Annotated in this window: 26 protein-coding genes; 20 read left to right on the plus strand and 6 right to left on the minus strand. The window is 39.0% G+C overall.

Annotated features, from left to right (window positions below; genetic code table 11):
- The 7 genes from rlmN to rpmB all read left to right on the plus strand — a co-directional run bounded on the left by rlmN (position 1) and on the right by rpmB (position 6,758).
- The gene (gene rlmN, locus NE558_RS10875; protein WP_256150085.1) at positions 1-1,050 is read left to right on the plus strand and encodes a 23S rRNA (adenine(2503)-C(2))-methyltransferase RlmN; all 1,050 of its coding nucleotides are present in this window, start codon (positions 1-3) and stop codon (positions 1,048-1,050) included.
- A 75-nt stretch (positions 1,051-1,125) separates the two neighbouring features.
- Entirely contained in the window at positions 1,126-1,869 is a 744-nt protein-coding gene (locus NE558_RS10880; RefSeq protein WP_256150086.1) for a Stp1/IreP family PP2C-type Ser/Thr phosphatase, read from the plus strand.
- Positions 1,869-4,241 carry a protein kinase domain-containing protein gene (locus NE558_RS10885; RefSeq protein WP_256150088.1) on the plus strand — a complete coding sequence of 791 codons (2,373 nt, stop codon included), beginning with the start codon at positions 1,869-1,871 and terminating at the stop codon, positions 4,239-4,241. The genes NE558_RS10880 and NE558_RS10885 overlap by 1 nt, the downstream gene beginning before the upstream one ends.
- Before the next feature lie 12 nt (positions 4,242-4,253).
- Positions 4,254-5,135: a ribosome small subunit-dependent GTPase A gene (gene rsgA / locus NE558_RS10890; protein WP_256150089.1), complete on the plus strand. Its 882-nt coding sequence runs from the start codon at positions 4,254-4,256 to the stop codon at positions 5,133-5,135.
- Between the two features lies 1 nt (position 5,136).
- Positions 5,137-5,802: a ribulose-phosphate 3-epimerase gene (gene rpe, locus NE558_RS10895; RefSeq protein ID WP_256150090.1), complete on the plus strand. Its 666-nt coding sequence runs from the start codon at positions 5,137-5,139 to the stop codon at positions 5,800-5,802.
- Position 5,803: 1 nt separating this feature from the next.
- A complete protein-coding gene (locus NE558_RS10900) occupies positions 5,804-6,442 on the plus strand; it encodes a thiamine diphosphokinase (RefSeq protein ID WP_256150091.1) in 639 nt (212 codons plus the stop codon).
- Between the two features lie 112 nt (positions 6,443-6,554).
- Positions 6,555-6,758 carry a 50S ribosomal protein L28 gene (gene rpmB / locus NE558_RS10905; RefSeq protein WP_066051717.1) on the plus strand — a complete coding sequence of 68 codons (204 nt, stop codon included), beginning with the start codon at positions 6,555-6,557 and terminating at the stop codon, positions 6,756-6,758.
- Positions 6,759-6,834: 76 nt separating this feature from the next.
- Here rpmB and NE558_RS10910 read toward each other — a convergent pair whose 3' ends face one another.
- A complete protein-coding gene (locus tag NE558_RS10910; protein WP_256150092.1) occupies positions 6,835-7,005 on the minus strand; it encodes a hypothetical protein in 171 nt (56 codons plus the stop codon).
- Between the two features lie 364 nt (positions 7,006-7,369).
- On the opposite strand from NE558_RS10910, the gene NE558_RS10915 reads away from it, so the two are divergent.
- The 3 genes from NE558_RS10915 to NE558_RS10925 are packed head-to-tail and all read left to right on the plus strand — an operon-like array spanning position 7,370 to position 9,872.
- Entirely contained in the window at positions 7,370-8,311 is a 942-nt protein-coding gene (locus NE558_RS10915; RefSeq protein ID WP_256150093.1) for a ribonuclease Z, read from the plus strand.
- Entirely contained in the window at positions 8,301-9,329 is a 1,029-nt protein-coding gene (gene tsaD / locus NE558_RS10920; RefSeq protein ID WP_256150094.1) for a tRNA (adenosine(37)-N6)-threonylcarbamoyltransferase complex transferase subunit TsaD, read from the plus strand. Before NE558_RS10915 ends, tsaD begins: the two co-directional genes overlap by 11 nt.
- 15 nt (positions 9,330-9,344) lie before the next feature.
- Positions 9,345-9,872, plus strand: a complete 528-nt coding sequence (locus tag NE558_RS10925) for a GNAT family N-acetyltransferase (RefSeq protein WP_256150095.1) — start codon at positions 9,345-9,347, stop codon at positions 9,870-9,872.
- 162 nt (positions 9,873-10,034) lie between these two features.
- On the opposite strand, the gene NE558_RS10930 is transcribed toward NE558_RS10925, so the two are convergent.
- The gene (locus tag NE558_RS10930; RefSeq protein WP_256150096.1) at positions 10,035-10,724 is read right to left on the minus strand and encodes a YjjG family noncanonical pyrimidine nucleotidase; all 690 of its coding nucleotides are present in this window, start codon (positions 10,722-10,724) and stop codon (positions 10,035-10,037) included.
- Complete coding sequence (gene ymfI / locus NE558_RS10935) at positions 10,724-11,455, minus strand: elongation factor P 5-aminopentanone reductase (RefSeq protein WP_256150119.1); 732 nt, start codon at positions 11,453-11,455, stop codon at positions 10,724-10,726. The genes NE558_RS10930 and ymfI overlap by 1 nt, the downstream gene beginning before the upstream one ends.
- A gap of 152 nt (positions 11,456-11,607) precedes the next feature.
- On the opposite strand from ymfI, the gene NE558_RS10940 reads away from it, so the two are divergent.
- From NE558_RS10940 to NE558_RS10955, 4 genes are all read left to right on the plus strand, one after another.
- Positions 11,608-12,426 (plus strand): hypothetical protein, encoded by an 819-nt coding sequence (locus NE558_RS10940; protein WP_256150097.1) that lies wholly within the window; start codon positions 11,608-11,610, stop codon positions 12,424-12,426.
- A gap of 321 nt (positions 12,427-12,747) precedes the next feature.
- Complete coding sequence (locus tag NE558_RS10945) at positions 12,748-14,721, plus strand: fructose-1,6-bisphosphatase (protein ID WP_305145048.1); 1,974 nt, start codon at positions 12,748-12,750, stop codon at positions 14,719-14,721.
- Between the two features lie 280 nt (positions 14,722-15,001).
- Positions 15,002-17,371 (plus strand): endonuclease MutS2, encoded by a 2,370-nt coding sequence (locus NE558_RS10950; RefSeq protein WP_256150098.1) that lies wholly within the window; start codon positions 15,002-15,004, stop codon positions 17,369-17,371.
- Between the two features lie 91 nt (positions 17,372-17,462).
- Positions 17,463-18,149, plus strand: coding sequence for a response regulator transcription factor (locus NE558_RS10955; protein ID WP_256150099.1), 687 nt, complete (start codon positions 17,463-17,465; stop codon positions 18,147-18,149).
- 101 nt (positions 18,150-18,250) lie between these two features.
- On the opposite strand, the gene NE558_RS10960 is transcribed toward NE558_RS10955, so the two are convergent.
- Positions 18,251-18,604 (minus strand): hypothetical protein, encoded by a 354-nt coding sequence (locus NE558_RS10960; RefSeq protein WP_256150100.1) that lies wholly within the window; start codon positions 18,602-18,604, stop codon positions 18,251-18,253.
- A 113-nt stretch (positions 18,605-18,717) separates the two neighbouring features.
- Between NE558_RS10960 and NE558_RS10965 the strand changes: the two genes are divergently transcribed.
- Positions 18,718-20,133, plus strand: coding sequence for a HAMP domain-containing sensor histidine kinase (locus tag NE558_RS10965; RefSeq protein ID WP_256150101.1), 1,416 nt, complete (start codon positions 18,718-18,720; stop codon positions 20,131-20,133).
- Between the two features lie 130 nt (positions 20,134-20,263).
- On the opposite strand, the gene NE558_RS10970 is transcribed toward NE558_RS10965, so the two are convergent.
- Positions 20,264-22,204 carry an NAD(+) synthase gene (locus NE558_RS10970; protein ID WP_256150102.1) on the minus strand — a complete coding sequence of 647 codons (1,941 nt, stop codon included), beginning with the start codon at positions 22,202-22,204 and terminating at the stop codon, positions 20,264-20,266.
- 12 nt (positions 22,205-22,216) lie between these two features.
- Positions 22,217-22,828, minus strand: coding sequence for a transcriptional repressor LexA (gene lexA / locus NE558_RS10975; RefSeq protein WP_256150103.1), 612 nt, complete (start codon positions 22,826-22,828; stop codon positions 22,217-22,219).
- Positions 22,829-23,044: 216 nt separating this feature from the next.
- On the opposite strand from lexA, the gene yneA reads away from it, so the two are divergent.
- The 5 genes from yneA (at position 23,045) to NE558_RS11000 (ending at position 26,489) form a co-directional block, all read left to right on the plus strand.
- A complete protein-coding gene (gene yneA, locus NE558_RS10980) occupies positions 23,045-23,350 on the plus strand; it encodes a cell division suppressor protein YneA (protein ID WP_256150104.1) in 306 nt (101 codons plus the stop codon).
- Between the two features lie 413 nt (positions 23,351-23,763).
- Positions 23,764-24,228 carry an NfeD family protein gene (locus NE558_RS10985; protein WP_256150105.1) on the plus strand — a complete coding sequence of 155 codons (465 nt, stop codon included), beginning with the start codon at positions 23,764-23,766 and terminating at the stop codon, positions 24,226-24,228.
- A 23-nt stretch (positions 24,229-24,251) separates the two neighbouring features.
- On the plus strand, positions 24,252-25,265 hold the full coding sequence (gene floA, locus NE558_RS10990; RefSeq protein WP_256150106.1) for a flotillin-like protein FloA: 1,014 nt from the start codon (positions 24,252-24,254) through the stop codon (positions 25,263-25,265).
- Positions 25,266-25,441: 176 nt separating this feature from the next.
- Complete coding sequence (locus NE558_RS10995; protein ID WP_256150108.1) at positions 25,442-26,257, plus strand: EcsC family protein; 816 nt, start codon at positions 25,442-25,444, stop codon at positions 26,255-26,257.
- Positions 26,258-26,327: 70 nt separating this feature from the next.
- Positions 26,328-26,489, plus strand: a complete 162-nt coding sequence (locus NE558_RS11000; protein WP_256150109.1) for a hypothetical protein — start codon at positions 26,328-26,330, stop codon at positions 26,487-26,489.
- Positions 26,490-26,960: the final 471 nt, after the last annotated feature.

Below are 26,960 nucleotides of genomic sequence, written 5' to 3' on the forward strand. Positions count from 1 at the left end.
ATGGCAAAAAATGATTTAAAATCTATGAGTTTAGAAGAATTGCAGCTTTTTTTGGCTGACATGAAGGAACCCAAGTTTCGTGGGAAACAGGTTTTCGAGTGGATACACAAAAAACAAGTTTCTTCCTTTGATGAGATGACAAATCTTTCTAAGAGTTTGAGAGAAAAGCTACAGCAAAATGCCGTTCTTGGCGGTGTGGAAATGGTACGTAGATTGATATCTCAGGTTGATGGAACAAGAAAATATCTTTTTGCTTTAGAGAATGATTCGGTCATTGAAAGCGTATTGATGAAATATGAGCATGGAAATACTGTGTGCATTTCAACCCAGGCGGGATGTCGTATGGGTTGCAAATTTTGTGCCTCTACATTAGATGGTGTAGAGCGAAATTTGACGGCAGGTGAAATGCTCTCTCAAGTATATGAGATACAAAAGGATTGTGGTGAGCGTATCAGCGGAGTGGTGCTGATGGGCAGCGGCGAACCTTTGGATAACTACGAGAATGTGGTAAAATTTATACATTTAATCAACCATCCTGATGGGCAGAATATGGGGCAAAGACACATTACCCTTTCAACCTGCGGGTTGATTGAAAAAATGTATCAGTTGGAAGAGGAGCATTTGCAGATAACCCTAGCGGTATCTCTTCATGCCCCCAACGATGAAATTAGAAAGAGCATTATGCCTGTGGCAAAGGCTAATTCAATGGATCGTTTATTGGTTGCTTGCCGTGATTATGCGGAGAAAACCAAACGGCGGATAACTTTTGAATATGCTATGATGCGTGGAGTAAATGACAGTGATGATTGTGCCAAAGAGTTAGCGAAAAAGCTTCGGGATACGCTTTGTCATGTAAACTTAATTCCTGTGAATGACGTGAAAGAGCGAGACTATATCAAAAGCTCTAACGATAGAGTAAAACAATTTGCGACACTGTTACAGGAAAACGGAGTGGAAACCACCATTCGCAGAAAACTGGGCAGTGACATTGATGCGGCATGTGGTCAGCTAAGACGCAGTCATTTAAAAGACAAAAGAGAATTATCATAGTTATCAATTTCTAAAAAAGAGGTTATGCTTGAGGATAATTCATTTCGGATTTTGTACACCGGGGAGGTGGATTGCTTGAAAGCAATAGGTATCAGTGATATTGGTAAATGCAGAAAAAATAATGAGGATGCCCTTTATGTTCCGTTGCCTGAGGATGAAATTCAAAACCTGTTTATTGTTGCAGACGGAATGGGGGGCTGCAATGCCGGAGAAGTGGCTAGTCAGTATGCCATTGATTCTTTTTTGGATTATATCAAAAAGGAGAGAGATTCCCACGGCGAGGAGGATATACCTGATTTATTGGCGGAGGCCATGGCGGCGTCTAATCGGGCTGTGTATGATAAATCCAATTCTGAGCGTGAATTTGCAGAGATGGGTACAACCATGGTTGCCGCAGCTGTTCAGGATGGTAAAATTTTTGTTGCATATGTTGGGGACAGTCGTGCGTATTTATTTCGTAAAAAAGAGCTGAGTGCCCTTACCACAGATCATTCCTATGTCATGGAATTGGTTCGGCTTGGCTCCATCACAAAGGAAGAGGCAGCAAGTCATCCCAAAAGAAATATTATTACCCGTGCTGTGGGGATTAAAGAAACCGTTGAAACAGATGCAATTGTGGAGAATGCACTGAGGGGAGATATATTACTCCTCTGTACAGATGGACTTTCCGGTATGGTATCAGATAAGGAAATGGCGGAAGTCATAGGAAAGCGGATTACCTTGGAAAAAAAGGCGCAGAGATTGGTTGAAATGGCCAATGAACGAGGCGGATATGATAATATTTCCTTGATTTTGGTTGATGTAGGAGGTAAGAACTAATGTTGTTGAATCCCGGAACTATCCTTGGGGATAGATATGAGATTATAGAAAAAATTGGCTCCGGTGGTATGGCTATGGTATATCGGGGTAAAGATAAGAAACTGGACAGATATGTTACCGTTAAAGTTTTGCGTGAGGAATTCATCGGCGATGAAGAATTTATTGAAAGATTTCGTTCCGAAGCATGCTCGGCGGCAAGGCTTTCTCACCCCAACATTGTGCGTGTTTACGATGTTGGTGAGGACGGTGAAACAAATTATATTGTTATGGAGTATATTCATGGGGATACTTTAAAGCAGGCAATTCGTCAAAAGGCTCCTTTTGATTCCCGTTCCACTTTAAATGTGTCCATTCAGATTGCTTCTGCATTGGCTCAGGCTCATAAGGCTCACATCATACATAGAGATATTAAGCCACAAAATATTTTGGTGGGAACGGATGGTGTGGTTAAGGTTACGGACTTCGGTATTGCCAGAGCTGCCACAGTTTCTACTATGACTACCACAGCCAATGCGGCGGGGTCTGTACATTATTTCTCCCCAGAGCAGGCAAGAGGCGGTTATGTGGATGAAAAGAGTGACATTTACTCTTTGGGTATTACCATGTTTGAAATGATAACCGGTGTTTTGCCCTTTCACGGACATAATTCCGTTTCCATTGCTCTAAAGCATATTAGCGAGGAACTGCCTGATATTCGACAGTATAACCCCAATTGTACCCCGGCTATTGAGGGCATTATAAAAAAGGCAACAATGAAAAAAGCGGATGAAAGATATGCAACCGTTGAGCTGATGCTGGCAGATTTACTGAAAGCCAGGACAGATACGGCGGGTGGATTTTTACATACAGAGTCACCTGTGAAAAAAGAGGTTGAAGCGGCAGTTACAGCAGCAACCTTAGCAGGAACAGCGGGTGGAACTACCAATGGCGTACGTCGTTCCAGAAGAGCAGAGGTGGCAGCTGAGCTTAGAGAACAGCAAAGTTTAGAAGAAAAAGCTCCGGAGGCAGGTTCTGCTGATGCAACATCTGGTGGAAAAGAAGATTTAGAGGCAACGAAATCGGCTGATCCAAAAGAAGTTGAATTTATCAGACTGAATCGAAATACTTTTTCGGATAAAACAGAGGAAGTGGAAGCACAGGCTGAAAAAGAACCCATGGTAAGTTTTGAAAAATATGGGAAAAAGCTGCGCTTGTCCAAAGAAGACGATTATGAAAATGAATATGTGGAGGCAGAGCCTGTGAAAACAAGTAAAAGGCCCAATAGAATGCGTAGAAACCCCAGAAAAGAGGGGGATTATGGAAATGAACATGACCGTAAAGCAGAAAAGAAAGTAATCATTGCTGCAATTGCAACGGCTTTGGTGATTATTGGGGTAATATCCGTTTTAGGGATGAAGCTTTTAAGTGGCGGTTTGATTTTGTCAGAAAAAAACATTGAAATTCCTGCCTTCGTTGGTGTGCCTCTTAGTGATGCCCAAGCGGCTGCAAAGCAAATGGGTTTAGAGTTGGTGGAGGAAGGACAAGATTACAGCAGTTATTATGATGAAGGATATATTATTTATCAGTCAGTTCAGGAAGGCTCAATGGCTTCCTCCGGCACAAAGATTGGCATCAAAACCAGCCTTGGGTTGACTTCTCAGGATATGCCTTCGTTGGTTGGTGAGGAAGAAAAAGCAGCTACCAGCAAAATAATCTCTCTTGTAGGGACAACGCCTAGAATTGAGTATGTTTTTGACAAGGATAAAGAAGTTGGCGTTGTTTTAGATCAAACTCCTAATGTGGGTGCAAGCATTAATGCAAAGACTACCATTACTTTAAAGGTAAGCAAAGGTGATGAAAATCAGAGTGTTTCTGTGCCAAGCGTCATGGGGCTTTCTGAAGAGCAGGCGAAAAAAGATTTGACGGCAGTTGGATTAACGGTTGGCAGTGTATCTTATGCAGAAAGCCAAACTGTGGATAAGGGCAAGGTTATGACCCAAACGTTAAGTGCAGGGCAAGAGGCACCAAGTGGAAGCATTGTGAACCTGGTAATCAGCTCTGGCAAAGCTGTAACAAACGAGCCAGCGCAAAATGGTAATAATGGCAATGCTAATAATGGGAATATGAACAATGGTGGTGGAAATAATAGTGGCGGTGAGGCAACAACAGGAACCAAGGCCTTTACCATCAGTGCACCCAGTGGTGCGGATGGAGATTTATATGTTCGTGTTGTGAAAAATGATGCGGATGGTCTTTTCCCTGCCATAGATGAGACAAGAAATTCAACTCAATTCCCTTATACAGTTAACTTAACAGGTAGGGGTAGTGGCACCGTAAGCTGTTATATTGATGATGAACTGCAATGGACACAAAATGTGAATTTTTCGGAATAAGATGGAGGGCATATGCTTGAAGGCGTAATTGTAAAAGGAATCGGTGGGTTTTATTATATAGATACCCAAAAAGGCGTTTTTGAAACCCGTGCAAGGGGGATTTTCAGAAAAGAGGGCATCCGACCTACGGTTGGTGATCATGTGAAAATTTCCGTTTTGGATGAAGAAAACAAAAAAGGCAGCTTGGATGAAATACTGCCAAGAAGAACTGAACTAATTCGCCCTAGAGTGAGCAATGTTGATCAAGCGGTTATTGTTTTTGCGGCAAAAAGTCCAGATATGAACTTAGACTTGTTGGATCGGTTCCTGCTCCTTGCGGAGGAGCAGGAACTGGATATTGTCATCGTGTTAAATAAAATTGACAAGGATAACAATCAGGATTATGAAGAAGCTGCAAGAATATACAGACAGGCAGGGTATTTGGTGATATGCACCAGTGCAGAGCTTGGCAGTGGTGTGGAAGATTTGAAAGGGGCGTTGGAAAATAGAATTTCTGTTTTTGCAGGACCGTCAGGCGTGGGGAAAAGCAGCTTAATTAATGCGGCGTTTCCTGGGTTAGAGCTAAATACCGGGGAACTCAGCCAGAAGATACAGCGAGGACGCCACACCACCAGACATGCAGAGTTGATACGGATTAGTGAGAACAGCTATATTGTAGATTCCCCTGGATTTACCTCCTTGTTTTTAAATCATATTCCATCGGAAAAATTGCAATACTATTTCAGAGAGTTTGAACCGTTTGTCCATGCATGCTATTATCATGGATGCATACATGTAAATGAGCCGGATTGTGCTGTAAAGGCACAAATTGGAAAGGCAATTCATCCTATGCGCTACGAACGGTATGTAAATATAGTTCATGAACTGAAAAAGGAAGAGGAAAGGAAGAAATAAAATGGCAATTTATCTTTCTCCATCAATGCTTTCCATCGATTTTGCAAAAATCGGGGAACAGCTGGCAATCATTGAGCAAGCAGGTACTCCTTATATTCATTTGGATGTAATGGATGGTGTTTTTGTACCCAATATTTCCTTTGGCATTCCTGTAATCAAAGGAATTCGTAAGGCGAGCAATATGGTTTTTGACGCTCATTTGATGATTGTTGAGCCTGAAAAATATATTGAAGAATTTGGCAAAGCTGGGGCGGATATTATAAACTTCCACTTGGAAGCTACAGAGAACCCCAAGAAGGTAATTGACTTGATTCATAGCACAGGGGCCAAGGCTGGCATTACCATTAAGCCAAATACACCTGTGGAAGCAGTGAAGCCATACTTAGCCGATGTGGAAATGGTTCTGGTTATGACGGTGGAACCTGGCTTTGGCGGGCAGAAATTTATGGAAAATCAGGTTTCTAAAATTCGTCAATTGGCAATTTGGAAAAAAGAAATGAATCTGGGGTATGATATTCAGGTTGATGGTGGTATTACTCAGGAAAATGTGAAAATTGTTTTAGATGCTGGAGCAAATGTAATCGTTGCAGGTTCTGCAGTATTCGGAAAAGAGGATATTGCCAAAGCTGCTAAAGATTTCTTTGAAATTTTTAAGGAGTATGAGTAAAATGAAGGCAGTCATTTTTGCGGGAGCGAAAATTTCTAATTATGCATTTTGCAAAGATTATTTAGAAGGTGCCCATGTTCTTATTTGCTGTGATGGCGGTTTGCATCATACCAAAGCGTTGGGTTTAATGCCCCACTATATTGTTGGTGATTTTGACTCGGTGAGCCAAGAAGTTTTGGACTATTATAAAGAAAAAGGCATACCTATTCGTCAGTTTCCTGCCAGAAAAGATGAAACGGACATGCAATTGGGGATTGCCTTAGCCTTGGAAAAGGGCGCTACAGATATAATTTTACTGGGGGGACTGGGTTCCCGATTTGATCATTCCCTTGCCAATGCTCATTTGCTTTTAGGACTTTTGAAAAAAGGAATACGTGCAAGACTGGTGGATGAAAATAATTGTGTAGAGCTAGTGGATAGACCTATTACGATATACGGAAAGATTGGAGACTTAGTTTCTACCATACCACTATCGATGATGGTTAAAGGGATTACCCTTACGGGTTTTGAATATCCCTTAATAAACAGGGATTTGGCATTAGATGATGATATGGTTGCGGTGAGCAATGTATTGGCAAAGGAAGTGGCAACAATTGATTTTACAGAAGGATATCTTTATGTAATTCGTTCCAAGGATTGAGGCAGAGGAAAAAAAACTCAAATTATCCACTGATTTTCCTTGCAAAACTTTGTCTTTTCTGCTAAAATATCTTTGTTATGTCACATAAAGCAGTAGTGGAGGAGGTGCAGACATGGCTAAATGTGAAATTTGCGAAAAGGGCCAGATGAAAGGTCATAGAATCAGCATTAACCGTAGTCAGGTTAGTAGACGTGCGAATAGAAAGTGGAAACCCAACGTAAAGAAAGTTAAAATCGTTGAAAATAACGGCAATGTAAAATCTATTTACGTTTGCACAAAATGTATGCGTGCAAATAAAGTTACACGTGCAATCTAATTGACCGAGAGCTAAAAGCCTTTTTCCTAGTTTGGAGAAAGGCTTTTTTTCGTTTTATTAAATTATGGCACTTTTCTTAACACTGATAGAAATTAAAGATAAGCCAAATACCTGCACCAATAAACAGAAGTGCTAGCAGAGGAATGCAATAGGGTATCAATACGGCCAGAAGCATTCCTATGCCTAAAGAAACGAAAATAACCCCGCATATCCATTTTAATGGTGTATATCGAAATCTCCTACGCATAAGAACCCCCCCTTAGTATTTCTATTCCGATGAATACGTTTTTGTACCTGAAAAATAAAATTTTTTCGTATTATTTTGAATATTTTGTTTTGGAGCCAAAAAAGATGTTTAGAAGCTCCTTTTTTCTATAGACATTGATTTGAATTGTACAAAATAATATTGGTGAAGAGGTGTTGGGAAGAAAGAGCTTTGTACAAATTATTTGCATATCTTTTATGATTTCCCAAAAAGAACAGAAATGCATTTCAAGAAATTAGAAAGAGGAAAAGTATATTGACGCATTTCTGTGGCAAAACTTGTATTTTAACGAGGAATACGATATGATGAAAAGTAACGGTAATTTTTAAATTCAAAGGAGAAAGTTATGCTTGATATTTGTTTGCTGGGAACAGGCGGAATGATGCCTATGCCCGGACGATTTTTAACGGCAATGCTGGCCAGGATAAACGGGCGGCTTTTGCTGATTGACTGTGGCGAGGGCACGCAGGTAACCATGAAGATGCAAGGATGGGGCTTTAAATCTATTGACGTGATTTGCATCACCCATTTCCATGCGGATCACATCTCAGGTCTTCCTGGGCTCTTGCTGACCATTGGCAATGCGGGGAGGACGGAACCTCTTACGATCATTGGGCCACAGGGGCTTGCTTATATTGTGGAAGGACTTTGCAGGATTTGTCCTGAATTGCCATTTCCACTAACATATATTGAAATTGGAAAGGATACGCCAAATCCCATTCAGGTGGGCAATTTTATAATATCTCATTGCTTAGCGGATCACATGGTGAAATGTTATGCGTATCGTATAGATTTACAGCGCAGAGGAAAGTTTGATATAAAGAAGGCAGAAGCCTTGGGTCTTCCAAAAACCTTATGGGGAAGTTTGCAAAAGGAAGGTATCTTAGCGTTCGAAGGAAAGACATATACCTCTGATATGGTGCTGGGGAACCCAAGACAGGGAATAAGTGTAGCTTATTGTACAGATAGCAGACCTGCGGATAGATTACGCAACTTTATTCGAGGTGTTCAGCTTTTTATTTGCGAAGGGATGTATGGCGAGGACGAAAAAATACAAAAAGCAAAGGAGAATAAGCATATGCTGTTTTCTGAGGCGGCACAGCTGGCTAAGGACGGAGAAGCAGAAGCTCTTTGGCTGACCCACTTCAGTCCATCTCTCAACGAGCCTGAGCTATTTTTAGAGGTTGCTCAGAATATTTTCCCCAATACGGTTTTGGGTGTGGAAAGAATGAGTACCACCATCCTGTTTCCCAAGGATAATTTGGAGGACAATAAATATGGAAAATGAAAAAGACATTTATATATTGGCAATTGAAAGCTCCTGTGATGAGACAGCGGCTGCTGTTGTGAAAAACGGACGGGAGGTTCTGTCTAACGTTATTTCCTCTCAAATTGCCCTGCATACCCTTTATGGGGGTGTTGTGCCTGAAATTGCATCCAGAAAACATATAGAGGCAATCGATGGGGTAATAACCCAAGCCTTGCTAGAGGCAGGCGTAACCCTTCAAGAAGTGGATGCCATTGGGGTTACCTATGGGCCTGGTTTGGTGGGAGCGCTTTTGGTTGGTTTGGCTGAGGCAAAAGCCATAGCTTTTGCGGTTAATAAACCATTGATTGGTGTACACCATATTGAAGGGCATATTTGCGCAAACTATATTGAAAATAAGGATTTTGAACCGCCCTATATGGCTTTGGTTGTTTCAGGAGGACATTCTCACTTGGTTTATGTCTCTGATTATGGCAAATACGAAATTTTAGGTAAAACCAGAGATGATGCTGCAGGTGAGGCTTATGATAAGGTGGCCAGAGTCATTGGAATGGGCTACCCGGGGGGACCTAAAATTGATGCTGCTGCAAAACAAGGAAATCCTGATGCAATAAAATTTCCTCGTGTATTTTTAGAAGAAGATAGCTATGATTTTAGTTTCAGTGGTTTAAAATCCGCCGTTCTAAATTATGTGAATAAGCAAAAGATGTTGGGTGAGGAAATCAACCCTTTTGATATTGCAGCAAGTTTTCAACAATCCGTTGTGGAGGTATTGGTGGGAAAAGCTATTAAGGCCGCAAAGGGCAAAGGGTTACAGAAGATTGCCTTAGCTGGTGGAGTGGCTTCCAACAGCGCTCTGCGAGAGAGAATGAAAGAGGCATGTAAAAAGGAAGGTTTTCAGCTTAGCATCCCTTCCCCTATTCTTTGCACGGATAATGCGGCAATGATTGGGTGTGCGGCGTATTATGAATATTTAGCAGGCGTAAGGGATGGTTTGGATTTGAATGCGAATCCAAGCTTGAAATTGGGACAACGATAACGGGGGAGTGATATTTTGATACGTAAAGCATTGGAGAAAGATTTAGATGAAGTTGAAGCAATCTATCACGAAGTTTTGGATTTCGAAGCGGCAAACGGCAGCTATACCAACTGGCAGAAAGGACTTTATCCAACAAAAGGAGATGCTGAAAAGGCTCTGAGGGAAGGCACTCTTTTTGTTGGGCAGGATGAGGCAGGGCGGTTGTATGGAAGCATAATTTTGAACCATATTCAGCCCAAGGAATACGCCAATATTCCTTGGAAGATTTCAGCTGAAAATGACGACGTTTTAGTGATTCATACGCTTTGTATCCGCCCAAATTCCAGTGGGAAGGGTTATGGCAGAGAATTTGTTGCATTTGCTGAGGAATATGCACGCAAAAGATGGTGTAAAGTCATAAGACTTGATACATATGAGGGAAATCAACCGGCTATTGGTTTATATTCTAATTTAGGGTATGAGTTGGCTGGAAAGTGTCTTTTTCATTTTCAGAATGTTATTTGGGAAAATTTGGTTTGTATGGAAAAGAGCATGCACGAATAGTTTAGCCATTTATTTGGGTAGGTCTTGTTTATTTCTTTCTGTAATGCGGTGTTGGATTTTACAAAACAAAAGGTAACTTGTTTTTGTTATATCTGAGAAGTGAAAAAACTTAAAACGGTATCTGCAAAAAAACTGCAGATACCGTTTATATTTTTATGTATGTCAATGGATTTCAAACAGTGGGAGCAATTCAATCAAGCTTTGGATTTCACAGGTGGGCTGAAAGGCAGTTTCATTGACAACCTTGTTCGGATTAAACCAGCAACTGTCTATGCCTGCATGTAAGGCACCTTGAATATCAGAGGATAGGGAATCGCCAATAATGATGGCCTCTTCCTTTTGAAAATTTGGGATACGTTCAAAGCAGTAGTCAAAATATTCTGGCATTGGTTTTTGAAGCCCAATAACCTCCGAAACAAAGATTGCATTAAAGTAAGGTGCAAGACCACTGTCGGTTAAACGTTTCTCCTGAGTAGAGGCAAGGCCGTTGGTTACTACATATAGTTCATGGGTTTTATGCAGTTTTTTCACTACCTCCAGAGCATTCTCAATCAAATCAATGCCTTCTGAAAGGGCTTGTCGATACGCCTTTTCCATCAGATTTCCATCGGCTTTAATTGAAAATTCTGCAAAGGTATCGGTAAAGCGGTTTTGAAAAATGATATCACGAGGAATTTTACCGCTTTCATATTGTGACCAAAGCTTACGGTTATGGGAAAGGTACCAAGAGAAAATTTCTTCGGTAAAGGGGATTCCAAAAGAATCAAAGCACTTTTTTAATCCCTTTTTTTCCGTGGCTGAAAAATCCATAAGGGTGTGATCAATATCAAATAATAGAAATCTTTTAATCATTATAGCATGCCTCCGTCTAAGGTGATAATTTGTCCGGTAAGATAGGAGGAAGCCTCTTGGGCTAAAAAAAGTGCCAATTTTGCCACTTCCTCGGGTGTACCGAAACGCATGAGAGATATATCTTCTGCTAGTGCTTTTCGTTCCTCGTCATCAAATGTGGCATTCATTTGTGTTTCAATGACACCGCAGGCAATGGCATTCACACGGATTCCGGAAGGACCAAGCTCCTTTGCCATGGCTTTTGTAAAGCTGTTAATGCCACCTTTAGATGCAGAGTAAACAGCTTCACAGGATGCCCCTGCCTCACCCCACATAGAGGAGATGTTGATGATTGAGCCACTTTTTTTTCGAACCATATCAACCACTGCAAGATGGGTGCAGTTAAATACAGAATAAAGGTTCACAGCTATGAGCTTTTGCCACTCTTGGGGTGTCATATCAGAAAACAGACCAATATGAGAGATTCCCGCATTGTTGACTAAAATATCAACACTACCGAAGGTATTTTCTATCACCTGAAACATTTTCTTGCAGCTATCATAATCGGAAGCGTCTCCAAGGAGGGCGAGCACGGGGATGTTATCTTCTGCAAGCTGTTTCTCCATTTCCAAAAGAGCATCTTTGCTTTTTGATGCATTTAAAACAATATTACAGCCTGCTTTGGCAAAGGCAAAGGCAATTGCCTGCCCGATGCCTCGGGAGGAGCCGGTTATAAAAACGGTTTTACCCATTAGACTCAAAATGATCACTACTTTCTAAATTGTTATATTTTAATTATTGTATCGGAAATAATTAAGAAATACAAGGCAGAAAGCAGTTGGTTTTTTTTAGGGAATGCGGTATACTAGTTCTGTTGACTTTTTAGTCAGGAAGGGTGGAAGTAATGCTGGAAGCGATTAATAATAAGGAATTAAAATTGACGGATATTTTATCTATTGCCACGAAATTATTTTTTGATAATTTCTCTATGGTAATGGTTGTAGTAGCTTTTTTGTTTTTTCCCATTAGTATTTTAAATGCAATGATTATGGACCGCTTGAACATTGGCGTGCAACTTTTAGACAGCTTTAATAATACAGGAGCAATTTTAGAAAATATGCCTGCTTTTAAGGGAGCAGCTCTAAATTTTTTTGAGAATTATTTATTGCTCATTGCATTGTATCTTTTTTTAGAGCCAATTGGAGTCATATCTATTGCAAAAATTGCGAAGAAAAGTGTGTGTGGCGAACCCATCCACATGAAGGAAATCATTGGGGAGGCAATGGATTGCCTTTGGAGCGTTATAATAACAGCAATTCCATACCTTATTCTGGTTTTTATTGCAAGCATGTTTTTTATCATTCCAGGAGTTTATTTGGGAGTGATTTGGACTTTTTATGTTTATGCCATTGGACTAAGGCAAAAAAAGGGATGGAAAGCCCTAGAATATAGTGCCAAGTTGACCAAGGGGAGGTTTTGGAAAACAGTTTTGATGATTTTAACTATTTTTCTTATCACACTGAGTTGGGATTGGATTTTTGGCACTGTAAAATTAATTCTCCCTCGACACATAGCAACCGATATATTATCTTACACATTGTCCTACATTGTTGCTTGTTTTGCCAGTATGACATTAGCTGTTTTGTATATGAATCGGGAGGCGGTTTTACTGGGGGTAAAACAAGTAAAAGAGTATAGTACTACTGAGGACGAGAAAAATTAAAATATGAGAGCCTTTTTCAAGTAAAATGACTGACGTTTAAAGATTTTACTCTTTGAACTGATTTGTTTTTGAACAAGGTTCTTTTTTTTAAAAAGTAAATCCATAAATACTGAGAAGAAATATCGATTAGTTTACTTTTTCTGAGATTTGTTTGTAAACCTAAACTATAATATCAATCAATTGCAAGTCAATAATTCACGAAGTGGGACGAATAATGTCCCGAAAAAAGAAAATATTTTTGAAAAAGGTCTAGGAAAAGAAAAAACCCTCTGCTATAATAAAACAGGACAATTTTTAAATTGGAAAGAATGGTGGCAGAAAATGTACTCGACAGATTGTACCTTTACGAAGGAAGAAATGAAATATTTAAAATTATTGGCGAATCAATATAAAAATATTAATAGTGCGGCAACAGAGGTAATGAATCTTAAAGCCATATTAAATTTACCCAAGGGCACAGAGCATTTTGTATCAGATATTCATGGAGAAGCGGAATCCTTTAGCCATGTTCTTAGAAATGCTTCCGGTGTTATTAAAAACCATATCAGCGCAATCTTTGGTGCCAGCCTGCGGGAAAGCGAAAAAAAGGCTTTGGCGACCCTCATCTATTATCCGGAGAAAAAACTGGAAATGATGACGGAGCTGGAAGAGGATTTGGACGATTGGTATAAAATTACGTTACATAGACTGGTGCGTATTTGCAAGGTGATTTCATCAAAATATACACGCTCAAAGGTGAGAAAAGCCCTACCCATGGAGTTTGCTTATATTATTGAAGAACTGCTTCATGAAGACAGTGTCAGCCGTGATAAGGAAATGTATTATAACGAAATCATTCGTACAATCATTGATTTGGATCAGGCAGACCGTTTTATTATTGCTCTTGCGAATCTAATTCAAAGACTGGCAATTGACCAGCTGCATGTGATTGGAGATATCTATGATAGAGGGCCTAATGCGGCGCAAATTATGGATATTTTAGCAAAATATCATTCTGTTGATATCCAATGGGGCAACCATGATATTGCATGGATGGGTGCTGCGGCAGGCTGCCAAGCCCTTATTTGTAACGTATTGAGAATTCAGACCAGATATGCAAATCTGGATACCATTGAAGAGGATTATGGAATTAACCTGATTCCATTGGCGACCTTTGCGATGGAGAAATATGCCGATGATCCTTGTGCACAATTTGCGCCTAAGGGCACAGAAGAAATGAGCGATAAGGATTTTAATATGATTGCCAAAATGCATAAGGCAATTTCCATTATTCAATGGAAAATGGAAGCCCAGATTATTAAGCGCCATCCAGAGTTCAAGATGGAAAATCGTTTGCTTTTGGACAAAATTAATTTAGAAAAAGGAACTATTAAAATTGAGGGAAAAGAATATCAGATGAATGATATGAATTTCCCAACTGTTGATCCCAAGGATCCCTATAAGCTGACCCCAGAGGAACAGATTGTAATGGACAAGGTGAAATCCTCCTTTGTAAACAGCGAGAGATTACAGGCACACACAAGGGTTCTTTTCAGCAAAGGCAGTATGTATACCATTTTCAACTCTAATCTTTTATTCCACGGTGGTATTCCCATGAATGAAGACGGTACACTGAAAACCGTAACCTTCCGAGGGAAACAATACTCCGGTAAGGAATACTTGGATGAAGTGGAAAGAACAGCGAGAGAGGGCTACTTTAGCAAACCCCATAGTGAAAATAAACGTGAATGTATGGACATCATTTGGTATCTATGGTGTGGGGAGGATTCTCCTCTGTTTGGCAAGAAAAAGATGACTACCTTTGAGCGATATTTTATAGATGATAAAACTACCCATAAGGAAGTCAGCAATCCTTATTACACACTGCGAAACGAAGAGAATGTTTGCAAAACGGTATTATCTGCTTTTGGTCTTGACCCTGATGCTTCACATATTATCAATGGGCATGTGCCTGTGAAGGTATCCAAGGGAGAAAGCCCGATTAAGGCGAAGGGAAGATTGTTTGTTATTGATGGTGGGTTTGCCAAGGCGTATCAGAAGGTGACGGGTATTGCAGGCTACACATTGATTTATAACTCCCATGGCTTGGTACTGGTTTCCCATGAGCCCTTTGTTTCAACGGAAGTGGCCATTGCAGAGGAAAAGGACATTTTATCTTCAACTGTTGCATTGCAATATACCCAGGATCGTATTCGTGTAAGAGATACGGACATTGGTAAAAAGTTATTAGAAAGCATTGATGAGTTGGAAAAGTTGCTTTATGCATATAAGAATGGCTTAATCAAAGAACAATAATGAAAAGACCGCTGTTTCTCATAAAGAGGATTGGCGGTCTGCTTTTTGTTTAGCATGATAACAACACGCTCCTAGATAGTAAAATGGTGTATGTTCAAAGGTTTATACAATTTTCTATGCAATGACAGGAACTAAGAAAAAAGCAATGGAACGAAAAAGCTTTATAAAATCTTAAAAGTTAAATTTAAAAGGAATTCTATTAGCTTTCTTTCTTTTATGGTATACTAAAGGATAATAGATATAATATAGATATTCTCTATGAAATGAATGAGGGATAAAAATGAACAAAAAAGCATTACACAAGTTGGAATATGATAAGATTATCGAAAAATTAGCCTCTTTTGCGGTTTCACCAATGGCAAAGGAAAGAGCCAGAGAACTGCAGCCAGCTACGGTGATGAGCGATATTGCTTTATGGCAGCAAGAAACTACGGAAGCGACAGATATGATTTTAAGAAAAGGCACACCGTCCTTTGGTGGTTTTCGTGAAATAAGACCCCAGTTAAAGCGGGCAGGCATGGCAGGGGTTCTCTCTATTTCCGAATTGATGGAGGTTGGGGAGTTTCTTTATGTGTGCCGAAAGATGAAAAATTACGGTAAGCATGAAAATAAAGCAGAATTCTATGAACGAATGGATGAGTATTTTGAATTATTGGCACCTATAGCTTCCTTAGAAAATGAGATTAATCGATGCATCCTCTCTGAAACAGAGATTTCTGATGATGCAAGTGGGGAGCTTCGGAACATCCGCAAGGAGATTAAAATTTCCAATGAAAAAGTAAGAGATCACTTAAACGGAGTGATTTCTTCCTCGGCATATCGCAATATGCTTCAGGATTTTGTAATTACCATTCGAAATGACCGTTATTGTGTTCCTGTAAAAAGTGAATACAGAAACACCTTTCCCGGTATGATACATGACCAATCCAACACAGGTTCCACGTTATTTATGGAACCCCTAAGTGTTATTCAGCTGAATAATAAAATAAAGGAGCTTCAAGCAAAAGAGAAAGATGAAATTCGGAAAATCTTGGTTGAGCTTTCCCGTCTGGTTACCGAAAACACCATGGTTTTGGAAGCAGATCTGGAGCTTTTAACTCAAATGGACTTCATTTTTGCAAAGGCAGGGTTATCTGTTTCCATGGGTGGAACCAGACCTTTCTTTAACACAAAGGGATATATTCATATTGAAAAAGCAAGACACCCCCTTTTAGATGCAAAGGCTGTTGTACCAATCAATATCTATTTGGGCAAGGAATTTACAACATTATTGATTACAGGGCCAAATACCGGAGGGAAAACGGTTGCGCTGAAAACCCTTGGTTTGTTTACACTGATGGGACAGGCAGGACTTCATATTCCTGCGTTTGACAATTCCCAATTAGCTATTTTTGATAATGTATTTGCTGATATTGGAGATGAGCAGAGTATTGAGCAAAGCTTAAGCACATTCTCTTCCCACATGACCAATATTGTAAAAATAATGGATGAAGTGACAGACGATTCGTTGGTTCTTTTTGATGAATTGGGCGCAGGGACGGACCCCACGGAAGGAGCTGCTTTAGCACTTGCCATTATTCAGGCTCTAAAAGAACGGAAAATTCGCACAGCTGTGACAACACATTACAGTGAGCTTAAGGTTTATGCGCTTTCTACACAGGGTGTTGAAAATGCCTGTTGTGAGTTTGATGTGGAAACCCTTCGACCAACTTACCGCTTGTTAATTGGTATTCCCGGTAAGAGTAATGCTTTTGCCATTTCTAAGCGTTTAGGCTTACAGGAGTATATTCTTGATAGTGCAAAGGAATTCATCAGCCAAGATGAGGCTAGGTTTGAAGATGTAATCACTGACCTGGAAATCAGCAAGAAATCTGTTGCCTTTGAGCAAGAGCGAGCTGAGCAGTATCGCAAAGAAGCGGAAAATTTAAAGCTTGAGGTAGAACGACAAAAAGAAATAACCAGAGAGCAAAAAGAAAAGATTTTGCAAAAAGCCAGAGAGGAAGCAAAGCTGATTTATGCCCAGGCCAAGGAAGAGGCGGATAGCATTATAAAAGAAATGAACCGTCAAGCAAAAGAAAAGGGAAATCAGCAAAAGCTTTTGGAAAACAGGAGCAAGCTAAAGGAGAAGTTATCTTCTGTGCAAGAGGATTTTCTGAAATCTAAAAAGATTAAACCCAGCCATAAAGTGCCTGAAAATTTGCTGGCGGGCAATCGTGTTTATGTTATTTCCTTCGATCAAAACGGTGTTGTCCTTTCTCCTCCTGATAAAAACAAAGAAGTTATGGTACAGATGGGCAGCATGAAAGCCAAAATTCCATTGGCTGAGCTTATGTTGGATGATTCTGCACCTAAGGAAACGAAACAAAAACAGCCGGCTCCAAGGGCCAAGATTTCAAAAAGCCAATTCATTTCGGCTGAAATTGATTGCAGAGGACAATTGGTGGATGAAGCGTTGGCAAACATAGATAAATATATCGATGATGCATATTTATCTGGGTTAAAGCAGATTGTGATTATTCATGGAAAAGGAACGGGGGCTTTGCGCACAGCTGTGCAGAGTTATTTGAAAACAAACTCTCATGTAAAAAGCCAAAGACCAGGGGTATACGGTGAAGGTGAAGCAGGTGTCACAGTAGTTGAGCTAAAGTAATACTATCGGCGTTGTGGGTTAACAAAACCATCCGCTGAGCGTATGAGTTTCGATAGATTCAGTATTTCTTTCAACAAGAGGGGAGATCTTCATGAGCGGAAAACAAAAGATTTTGATTGTAGATGATGATAAGCATATTGCAGAGCTGATTTCTCTTTACTTAGAGAAAGAGGGCTTTGACACCAGGGAAGCATACGATGGAAGAGAGGCAATCAAGGAGATAGGCGCAATTAAGCCGGATTTGGTTATTTTAGATTTAATGCTACCAGGCATGGATGGATATCAGGTTTGTGCAGAGGTTCGGAAAACAAGCAATGTCCCAATTATTATGCTGACAGCAAAAGGTGAAACCTTTGATAAGGTTCTTGGGTTGGAGCTTGGAGCTGATGATTATATTGTGAAGCCTTTTGATTCTAAGGAGCTGGTGGCAAGAGTGAAGGCAGTTTTGCGTCGTTATGAACCAAAACAACAGGATGATGCCAATATTCTACGGTTTCCCAATTTAGAAATTAATATTTCAAACTATTCCGTAACGTATCATGGAAAAAGCTTAGAATTTCCCCCAAAGGAGTTTGAGCTCTTATTCTATTTGGCGGAGCATCCCAATCGGGTTTTTACGAGAGAGCAGCTTTTAGACCAAATTTGGGGTTATGAATATATTGGTGATACGAGAACTGTGGATGTGCATGTAAAGCGCATTCGAGAAAAGTTGAACCAAGAAGATGAATGGGGCATTTTGACGGTTTGGAGTGTTGGGTACAAATTTGGTCAGAAGTAACAGATGTATTATTCAGAATATAAAAAAATAAGACGGCTGATTATCAGTCGTCTTACATAAATATTCTTTCAATTTAAAATACTGCTATGAATCAAATGAAATTATGATTGAGAGTCTTTTTCAGAGGTAATGTGTTCCTGTTCAACTGACGGAAGTTGTCCATCTTTGGGTTCTTCTATTTCAGTAACCTCTGCATTTTTGTTTTCTTCATGGGTTTGGAGGGCAAGCCTTTGTTTTTCTTGCTCCATTTTTTCCTTCTGAGATTGTTGTTTTCTGATATTCGTCAGGCGCATCATCATGCAGAAAACGTAAAGGAAAAACAGGAGATAATGAAAGCTATTCATGTTTCCCCAAGGTGTTCTGATTAAAACATATAATCCTACGCCGATTAAAACAATATCAGCAGTGGAGAGTTTCTTTTTGTCAGGATTGGATTGAGGTTTTTTAAGATTCATTGGATTGTAAACGGTTATACCGTTATCTCCTTTCTTTTTTGATGCAATATATTTATTATACCATCATTCCGAAATTTTGGAAGCTTTTTTGGTGGATTTTTGGAGGTAAAATCATGCGCAAAGAATCAATTGTAAAAAAACAAATGCTGCAATACATTGCTACGATTCTTATTTGTGTTTTGATATTAGGGGGAATCCTATCAATAGTTTATACTCAGCATTATATGAAAGAAAAGCGCAATGAGCTGATTCAGCAAGGGCGAAAGATTTCTGTGGCGTTTACAAATGCATACCGAACTGGGAACTTAAGCAATTTGAGCTATGAACTGCAAGTGCTAGAGGAATATATGGGTGCGGGAATTTTAATGGTGAATGCTGACGGAGTTGTTGTTTTGGCATCACCGGGACTTGATGAAATGATGATTGGGCAATCTTTTGCCTTTCAAGATTTGGTGGAAGGTGTAAAGGCAGGCAACATTGTTTCCAGTGAGAGAAAAGCAACGACGATATTTGATGTGCCTACACTGGTGGTTGGATATCCCCTTTCTGTGGGGAAAATGGCAGGCATTTTTATGTGCCGTTCCATGCCCGAAATGGAGCAGTCTCTATATCAAATGTATCAAGTGGGTATTGCCAGCATAGTTGTTGTTTTCCTTTTTGCAATTTTGTTTAGCTATTTGACTTCCAGAAAGATGACGAGACCCATTAAAGAGATGAACGATGCTGCCAAGGTAATTGCCAGCGGAAATTTTGAACATCGAGTAGAAATAACAAGCAATGATGAGTTTGGAGAATTGGCAAAAAGCTTTAATTATATGGCAGAAAGTTTACAAAACAACGACAAGACACGACGAGATTTTATAGCAAATGTTTCTCATGATTTACGCTCCCCCCTTACTTCTATGCAAGGGTTTCTTACTGCCATGCTAGATGGAACGGTACCTTTGGAAAAGCAGGAAAAATATTTGCATATTGTTTTGGAGGAAACCTTAAGACTTACTCGATTGACGGAAGGAATTGTTGATTTAAGTCGAGCTGAAAGCAGTAAAATTATTTTGGACGAGTCTGACTTTGATTTAAACGAGCAGATTCGTGTTAACATTAATCTATTAGAACCACAGCTAAATGATAAGAATGCAGTGATAAAGGCTATTTTTGCAGACCAAATTACTATGGTTCATGGGGATATTGATAAGATTTCCAGAGTTATACAAAATTTATTGAGTAATGCTGTAAAGTTTTCACCAACGGGTGGTTTGATAGAGGTGGAAACCACAAAAACGGATCGGAAAAAGGTTTTGGTTTCCATCAAAGATCATGGAATAGGCATTAGTACAGAGGATCAAAAGTATATTTTTGATCGTTTTTATAAGGCTGACAGAACCCGTAATCAGGATATGCAGGGGAGCGGGATTGGCTTGGCAATCGTGAGAGAGTTTCTTCAGGCTCACAATGAAGGCATTACTGTAAAAAGCACGCCAGGTGAAGGCAGTACCTTTGTTTTTTCCCTTAAGATGTCGGATGAATAGACAAGATAGCACTTGTTCTGTATTAAAACAAAATAATATTTATAAATATGAGAAAAGCCTGTATAACGAGGAACTTGAAAAAACCACGTTATACAGTCTTTATTTTATTCTTTAAAGATTAGACTTCAGATTATAATTTTTCCACTTCTTCCATCCAGATTCGACTGGAAGCATCCGTTGGCATACGCCAATCACTTCTTGGAGACAGACATAAAGCACCAACCTTTGGCCCATCGGGCAAGCAGGAACGTTTAAACTGCTGCATGAAGAAGCGGCGGTAGAAGTTTTTCAGCCACTTCAAAAGCGTCTCTTTAGAATATGCACTTCCAAAGGCTTGCTCTGCCAAAAATAAGACCTTGGCTGGTGAAAAGCCGAATCGAATGATTTGATATAGGAAGAAGTCGTGAAGCTCATAAGGCCCCACTAAATCCTCAGTTTTCTGATTAATATTTCCATTCTCATCAGGAGGCAATAACTCAGGACTTACAGGTGTATCTAAAATATCAAGAAGAATATCGGAAGCCTTTTGATCTAATTCCCCTGTGGATGCAACCCAATTTACCAGAACCCGAACCAATGTTTTCGGAATACCAGCATTTACGCCATACATGGACATATGGTCACCATTATAGGTTGCCCAGCCCAATGCAAGCTCTGATAAATCTCCCGTGCCCACAACGATTCCTCCTGTTTGATTCGAAATATCCATCAGGATTTGGGTACGCTCACGAGCCTGTGTATTTTCATAAGTAATATCATGGACAGATGCATCGTGGCCGATATCTTTGAAATGCTGCAACGATGCGGCACGGATGGATATTTCTCTAGTGGAAATTTCAAGGGATTTCATTAACTGAACTGCGTTTTGATATGTTCGATCAGTAGTGCCAAAGCCTGGCATGGTAATACCTAAAACATGATCTCTAGGGATATTTAAAAAATCACAAGCCTTTACGCAAACCAAAAGTGCCAGTGTTGAGTCCAAGCCACCGGAAATTCCAATTACTAGGGTTTTGGCATTGGTATGTTCCATTCGACGTGCCAGACCCGTTGTTTGAATCATAAAGATGTCATGACAACGCTTGCTCAGTGAGGCATCATCCGCAGGAGTAAAGGGTTTTGCAGAAATTGGACGCTTAAAATCGTTCAACTCATCCTCACCCATGGAAAACTTAATTTCACGATAAAACTTTTGGGCATGGGCTCTAGAAAGATGAGACATATAGGTGGTATGCTTGCGACGTTCGTTCGCCAATAACTCTAAGTCTACATCTGCATAGATTAGCTGATTTTCACGAGAGAAAGATTCTGATTCTCCAAGCAAAACGCCATTTTCATAAATCAGGCTATGGCCACTAAAAACGGTATCTTGTGTGGATTCGCCAATCCCAGCGGAAGCATAAGCATATGCACACAAACAACGAGAGGATTGCTGTGCAACAAGTTGATGGCGATATCCTGGTTTTGCCGCCAATTCATTACTGGCGGAGGGGTTTAATATTACTGTGGCTCCATATAAACTCAAATAGGAACTTGGAGGGATTGGTCCCCACAAATCCTCACAAATTTCCACACCTACTTTAAGATTTGGGAAGTTTTCTGCAGTAAAAATAAGGTCCCCACTAATGGGGACAACTTGTCCTGCATAAGTGATTTCTTCCTGAATTAAATCATCGGCTGATGCAAACCAGCGTTCCTCATAAAACTCGCTATAATTAGGAAGTAACGTTTTTGGAACAAGACCCAATATTTTCCCTTTATGAAGGAGTGCAGCACAATTAAAAGTTTGGTTATCAGCCAAAACAGGGACGCCAATTAATATGAGCATATCTAAATCTTTTGTTGCTGCCGCAATTTCTGCTAAGGTTTTTTCTGCAGAAGCAAGCAAAGGGCTTTGAAAAAACAAATCCCCACAGGTATATGCCGTAACGCATAGCTCAGGAAATGTAAGGATTTTCACCTTTTTTTCCGCCGCATTGTTAATTATTGCAATCATTTCTTGTTTATTATAAATGCAGTCTGCAACCTTTAATTTTGGAATGGCCACTGCAACTTTAACATAGTTAAACATGATATACACTCCTTAGAATTTTCTGAATAAGCCAATTACTTTACCTAGGATTGTCACGTCACGAACAATAATCGGTGACATGGCTGCATTTTCCGGCTGTAATCGGATAAAATCTTTTTCACGATAAAAGGTTTTAACGGTAGCAAAATCTTCAATTAGAGCCACCACGATATCTCCATTGTTGGCAGAATTTTGCTGCCTGACAAGAATCAAATCCTTATCAAAAATTCCTGCCTCAATCATACTTTCTCCCCTTACCCGCAGCATAAACACAGTATCATTATGGATGTATTCCACGGGGATGGGAAAGGTATCCTCAATATTTTCTACAGCTAGAATTGGTGTGCCTGCGGTAATAGTACCTATAATAGGTACATTTACCAATTCTTTTTGAGGGGAATCATAAAAATCAGGGGCCAATATTTCAATTGCTCGTGGCTTGGTTGGGTCACGTCGAATAAGGCCTTTTTTCTCCAATCTGGCAAGATGCCCATGAACAGTTGAGGTGGACTTTAGACCAACTGCTTCGCAAATCTCCCTTACCGATGGAGGGTAGCCCTTTTCTCTCACTTCGGATTTCATATATTCTAAAATTTGTCTTTGTTTTGGTGACAAATCGCCCATTGATAACACTCCTTTACAGATAGACTTTGTAAATGAAAAACTTTTATACGGAACAATCATATAAATAAGTATTTCCTTTTTTTGCAGTATAACACAGAGATAGAATAAAATCAAACCTACGTTCGGAAAAATACGAAAAAAATATTGACAAAGAATATAGGTTCGATTAATATAAAGGATAATAAAAGAAAGTTTGTTCGTATTGGGGGCGTTGTTATGAATTATTGTATGGTTTCAAAAGTAATGAGAAGAATACGTAGAAAGGCATTTTTATTGATTACATTGGGAATGATATTATGCTTGGGAACTATGGCTTTGGGGGCACAAAGGGAGCAAGCACAACGAGTGTACTATGAAGCTGTATTTATTCATTCTGGTGATACTTTGTGGCAAATAGCAAAAGAATATAAGGCGGATAATGAAAAAATAGAACATATGATTTCAGAAATCATGAAGATTAACGGAATGCGTTCTGAGAACATAATATCTGGTGAAAGCTTAATTGTTCCAATCAAAAAATGATATTTGTAAGTAATATATTTTAATATGCTGAATATGTATCAAAAATGGTATTTCATTTGCTTTTTACAGAAGTTAATAGTTTTTGTAAATATTCAAATTTTCTAATTAAATAGAGCCTAAAAGGCTCTATTTTTTATAAACATATAGTTGTTTTTTTTGGAGATTATAATGTAGTAAATACAAAAACCTGAATAACTTGAAATTGTGTAATAGGGAAGTATATGAAAGAAACAGAAACCTTGTTGAGGAATGGATTTCGAAATAAAATAAATGACATAGTGGATTTCTTAAGCCTTTTTTACTTTTATAAGAATTTCGTTGTGATGCAGATTCAATTGTGTTAAGATTAAAAAAAGTATGATATTTTCTGGCGAGCGCTATCGATAGAAGATATAGAGAAGGGAGGGTAAATTATGTTACCTTGGATTGTCGTGTTAGCCATACTCGGACTAATTCTGGTTTTTGCAGAAATGCTTATTCCTGGTTTTGGTGTCTTTGGCGTGTTTGGCATTCTCTCATTATTATGCTCCACAATTATGGCGGCAAAAATCTATGGTGTTATCGTATTTATGATTTTGCTTGTAGCATTGGTTGCTCTATTTATTATCATGTTGATGCTTGCAAAAAAAAGCGGCTTGTATAATAAAGTAATCCTGCATGATCGACTAGATTCTAAAGATTTCGATGAAACCAGACTTGAGGGACTAATTGGTAAAATTGGTATTACCCAAACTACACTGAGACCCTATGGTGTTGCTGAAATTGATGAAATCAACTATGATGTTTGTTCTTTGGGAGATTTTATTGACAAAGGAACAAAAGTGAAAGTTGTTCAGATTTCAGGGAAAACTGTGACTGTAAAGGAATGGGAAGAGTAAAACAGAATAAGGAGGAACGATAAATGTTTGATTTGATACCGGTGGTTATGCCACTCATTGTCATTATTGTTATCATCATGATTTTTTTAAGCTTTGTACCCTTAGGCTTATGGATTTCTGCAGTATCCGCAGGTGTTAAAGTAGGAATTTTTTCATTAATTGGTATGCGACTTCGTCGTGTTCGTGCGGACAAAATTATTCGCCCATTAATCAAAGCACAAAAAGCCGGCATGGATGTAAATGCAAATCAGTTGGAGTCTCACTTGCTTTCGGGTGGACGTGTAGACAATGTTGTTGATGCGTTGATTGCGGCGCATAGAGCCAATTTAGATCTGTCATTTGAAAGAGCTGCAGCGATTGACTTGGCGGGACGTAATGTTTTTGAAGCGGTTCGCATGAGCGTAACACCTAAAATTATTGAAACTCCATGGATTTCAGCAGTGGCCATAAATGGTATTGAGGTAAAGGTTGTTGCAAAAGTAACTGTTCGTACCAATCTAGCCAGATTGGTCGGCGGTGCAGGAGAAGAAACCATTATTGCAAGAGTTGGTGAGGGTATCGTTACTACTGTTGGTTCGTCTCAAAGTCACAAGAGCGTTTTGGAAAATCCCGATTTGATTTCCAGAACTGTTTTAGCAAAAGGTTTGGATAATGGAACAGCATTTGAGATTTTATCAATTGATATTGCAGATGTAGATATTGGTAGAAATATTGGTGCTCACTTGCAGATTCAGCAGGCTGAGGCGGACAAACAAATTGCTCAGGCAAAGGCCGAGGAACGTCGTGCTACTGCTATTGCGAAGGAACAAGAAATGAAGGCAGAAGTTGAGCATATGAAATCAAAGGTTGTGGAAGCAGAGGCGCAAGTACCTATGGCGTTGGCAGAAGCATTACGCAATGGTAACTTGGGGGTTATGGATTATTACCGCATGCAGAATATTCAATCTGATACTAATATGAAAAATAATATTGGCATGACGGATATCGGCAAAATATTTAAGTCTCAAAATGATCCCAACGATAAAAGCATAAATTAAGAAGTTAAACGGAAGAAAGACCGCCTATATTAGACGGTCTTTCTTTTAAATATAGGAATTTGAATTGTTAAGAATATAATCTTACCTAAATATGCTTTAAGCAAACGGTTTTACACAATTTCTGTTTAACCAAAGTCAAAGAAGAGAAGAATAGAAAATTGAAAAGGAGGAATTCTATGCCAAGAGACCTTGATGATCTGTGGGAGAAAATCCTGAAAAGTGAAGAAGCTATGCTCCAAAGAAAGCAGCAAAAAAACATATATCAAAACTTTACTAAGTTGGATGAATTGAAGCAAGAGCTAGAAAACAAAATACCGGAAAAAATGATTCATACATTGGATAAAGGTTTTTATAAGGCTTTTCAATTGATTTTTACAAAAGGAATTGAGGTCATAGAAAAGACTTTTCGTGAGGAAGAGCTGGATATCACTTTTAGAGTGAATGACTTTAGAATAAACCAAAGGCCCGATAAAAAGTCACTAAAACTTTTGGACAAGGAAGTAAAAAAAGGACAACGTTTTAATAGCTACGTCACATTGGCTGAAGGAATGGGCTTAGGGGCATTAGGTATTGGCTTGCCAGATATCCCACTTTTCCTTGGTGTTCTTTTAAAAGGTATTTACGAAACTGCCATTGGTTACGGCTTTAATTATAAAGAAGAAAAAGAACAAATACTTATTTTAAAGATGATTACTGCAGCTTTAAGCGCAGACGAAGAGATTAGAAATTTAAATGATAACGTTAATTTCTGGATAATGAAAATGAATGAAAGTCAAATATCTTATGATTTTGAAGATGAGATAAAAAAAGCATCATATGCACTGTCTAAGGCATTACTATTATCTAAGTTTGTGCAAGGCTTTTTTGTGATAGGAATTGTTGGCGGTATGGTTAATCCAATTGTTTATCATAAAGTTATGAAATATGTATCCCTTAAATATAAAAAAAGATATCTCTTTCAAAAAAGATTGGGTATAAAAAACGAAAGATAATCCATACTATGATTGCGAGGATATTCCTCGATTAATAAAGACTGAAATGAAACTAGGGAGGTCATAGACTATGGACAAGAGAACAAATAAAGAATCAGAAAAAACACAAAAGGGTATGAACAGAACCGAGTTTGCTCAGGAATACAGCATTGATACAGGTTCTCAAACAAACAGCAAATGTGATAAAACAAACAAAACAAATAAGACAAACAAATCAAGCAGCACAAAGTAATTAAGAAATATCTTTAGAAAATCCCTTCTTGTATAAGGAAGGGATTTTCTTATAGATTAAGATGTATACTTAAAAAGGCTTTTTACCGAATTCGACATAAAATATAATTTGTTTAAAAAAATGTCGAAAAAGTGTTGACAAGATTGGAAAACAGTGTATAATAAATAACTGTCACTGCCGATTAGAAGGCAGGAAGATAAAAGAAAAAGGCAAATTCTAAGAACAAAAAAATGTCAAATAAAAATAAAAAATTTGGAAAAAAAGTTCTTGACAAAAAGGAATTGTTCTGATAAACTAATCTTCGCTGACAACGAAAGACGACAGCAAGAAAAAAACACTTGATCCTTGAAAACTAAACAGTAGAGATACAAACACACAACCCATAGTCAATTCAACTTTTCCGCTTTGCGGAAAAGAAAAAAGACAAAGAGTTTACCGATTTCGAAAAAATCGGAAAGTAAGCCAGACATT

It is taken from the genome of Anaerotignum propionicum, assembly GCF_024461735.1.
Classification (GTDB): Bacteria; Bacillota; Clostridia; order Lachnospirales; family Anaerotignaceae; genus Chakrabartyella.

What these genes read in the sequence shown, in the direction of transcription:
- rlmN (WP_256150085.1), top strand. Translation starts at nt 1, where the DNA reads ATGGCAAAAAATGATTTAAAATCTATGAGTTTAGAAGAATTGCAGCTT.
- NE558_RS10885 (WP_256150088.1), top strand. Translation starts at nt 1,869, where the DNA reads ATGTTGTTGAATCCCGGAACTATCCTTGGGGATAGATATGAGATTATA.
- rsgA (WP_256150089.1), top strand. Translation starts at nt 4,254, where the DNA reads ATGCTTGAAGGCGTAATTGTAAAAGGAATCGGTGGGTTTTATTATATA.
- rpe (WP_256150090.1), top strand. Translation starts at nt 5,137, where the DNA reads ATGGCAATTTATCTTTCTCCATCAATGCTTTCCATCGATTTTGCAAAA.
- NE558_RS10900 (WP_256150091.1), top strand. Translation starts at nt 5,804, where the DNA reads ATGAAGGCAGTCATTTTTGCGGGAGCGAAAATTTCTAATTATGCATTT.
- rpmB (WP_066051717.1), top strand. Translation starts at nt 6,555, where the DNA reads ATGGCTAAATGTGAAATTTGCGAAAAGGGCCAGATGAAAGGTCATAGA.
- NE558_RS10910 (WP_256150092.1), bottom strand. Translation starts at nt 7,005, where the DNA reads ATGCGTAGGAGATTTCGATATACACCATTAAAATGGATATGCGGGGTT.
- NE558_RS10915 (WP_256150093.1), top strand. Translation starts at nt 7,370, where the DNA reads ATGCTTGATATTTGTTTGCTGGGAACAGGCGGAATGATGCCTATGCCC.
- tsaD (WP_256150094.1), top strand. Translation starts at nt 8,301, where the DNA reads ATGGAAAATGAAAAAGACATTTATATATTGGCAATTGAAAGCTCCTGT.
- NE558_RS10930 (WP_256150096.1), bottom strand. Translation starts at nt 10,724, where the DNA reads ATGATTAAAAGATTTCTATTATTTGATATTGATCACACCCTTATGGAT.
- ymfI (WP_256150119.1), bottom strand. Translation starts at nt 11,455, where the DNA reads ATGGGTAAAACCGTTTTTATAACCGGCTCCTCCCGAGGCATCGGGCAG.
- NE558_RS10940 (WP_256150097.1), top strand. Translation starts at nt 11,608, where the DNA reads ATGCTGGAAGCGATTAATAATAAGGAATTAAAATTGACGGATATTTTA.
- NE558_RS10945 (WP_305145048.1), top strand. Translation starts at nt 12,748, where the DNA reads ATGTACTCGACAGATTGTACCTTTACGAAGGAAGAAATGAAATATTTA.
- NE558_RS10950 (WP_256150098.1), top strand. Translation starts at nt 15,002, where the DNA reads ATGAACAAAAAAGCATTACACAAGTTGGAATATGATAAGATTATCGAA.
- NE558_RS10955 (WP_256150099.1), top strand. Translation starts at nt 17,463, where the DNA reads ATGAGCGGAAAACAAAAGATTTTGATTGTAGATGATGATAAGCATATT.
- NE558_RS10960 (WP_256150100.1), bottom strand. Translation starts at nt 18,604, where the DNA reads ATGAATCTTAAAAAACCTCAATCCAATCCTGACAAAAAGAAACTCTCC.
- NE558_RS10965 (WP_256150101.1), top strand. Translation starts at nt 18,718, where the DNA reads ATGCGCAAAGAATCAATTGTAAAAAAACAAATGCTGCAATACATTGCT.
- NE558_RS10970 (WP_256150102.1), bottom strand. Translation starts at nt 22,204, where the DNA reads ATGTTTAACTATGTTAAAGTTGCAGTGGCCATTCCAAAATTAAAGGTT.
- lexA (WP_256150103.1), bottom strand. Translation starts at nt 22,828, where the DNA reads ATGGGCGATTTGTCACCAAAACAAAGACAAATTTTAGAATATATGAAA.
- yneA (WP_256150104.1), top strand. Translation starts at nt 23,045, where the DNA reads ATGAATTATTGTATGGTTTCAAAAGTAATGAGAAGAATACGTAGAAAG.
- NE558_RS10985 (WP_256150105.1), top strand. Translation starts at nt 23,764, where the DNA reads ATGTTACCTTGGATTGTCGTGTTAGCCATACTCGGACTAATTCTGGTT.
- floA (WP_256150106.1), top strand. Translation starts at nt 24,252, where the DNA reads ATGTTTGATTTGATACCGGTGGTTATGCCACTCATTGTCATTATTGTT.
- NE558_RS10995 (WP_256150108.1), top strand. Translation starts at nt 25,442, where the DNA reads ATGCCAAGAGACCTTGATGATCTGTGGGAGAAAATCCTGAAAAGTGAA.
- NE558_RS11000 (WP_256150109.1), top strand. Translation starts at nt 26,328, where the DNA reads ATGGACAAGAGAACAAATAAAGAATCAGAAAAAACACAAAAGGGTATG.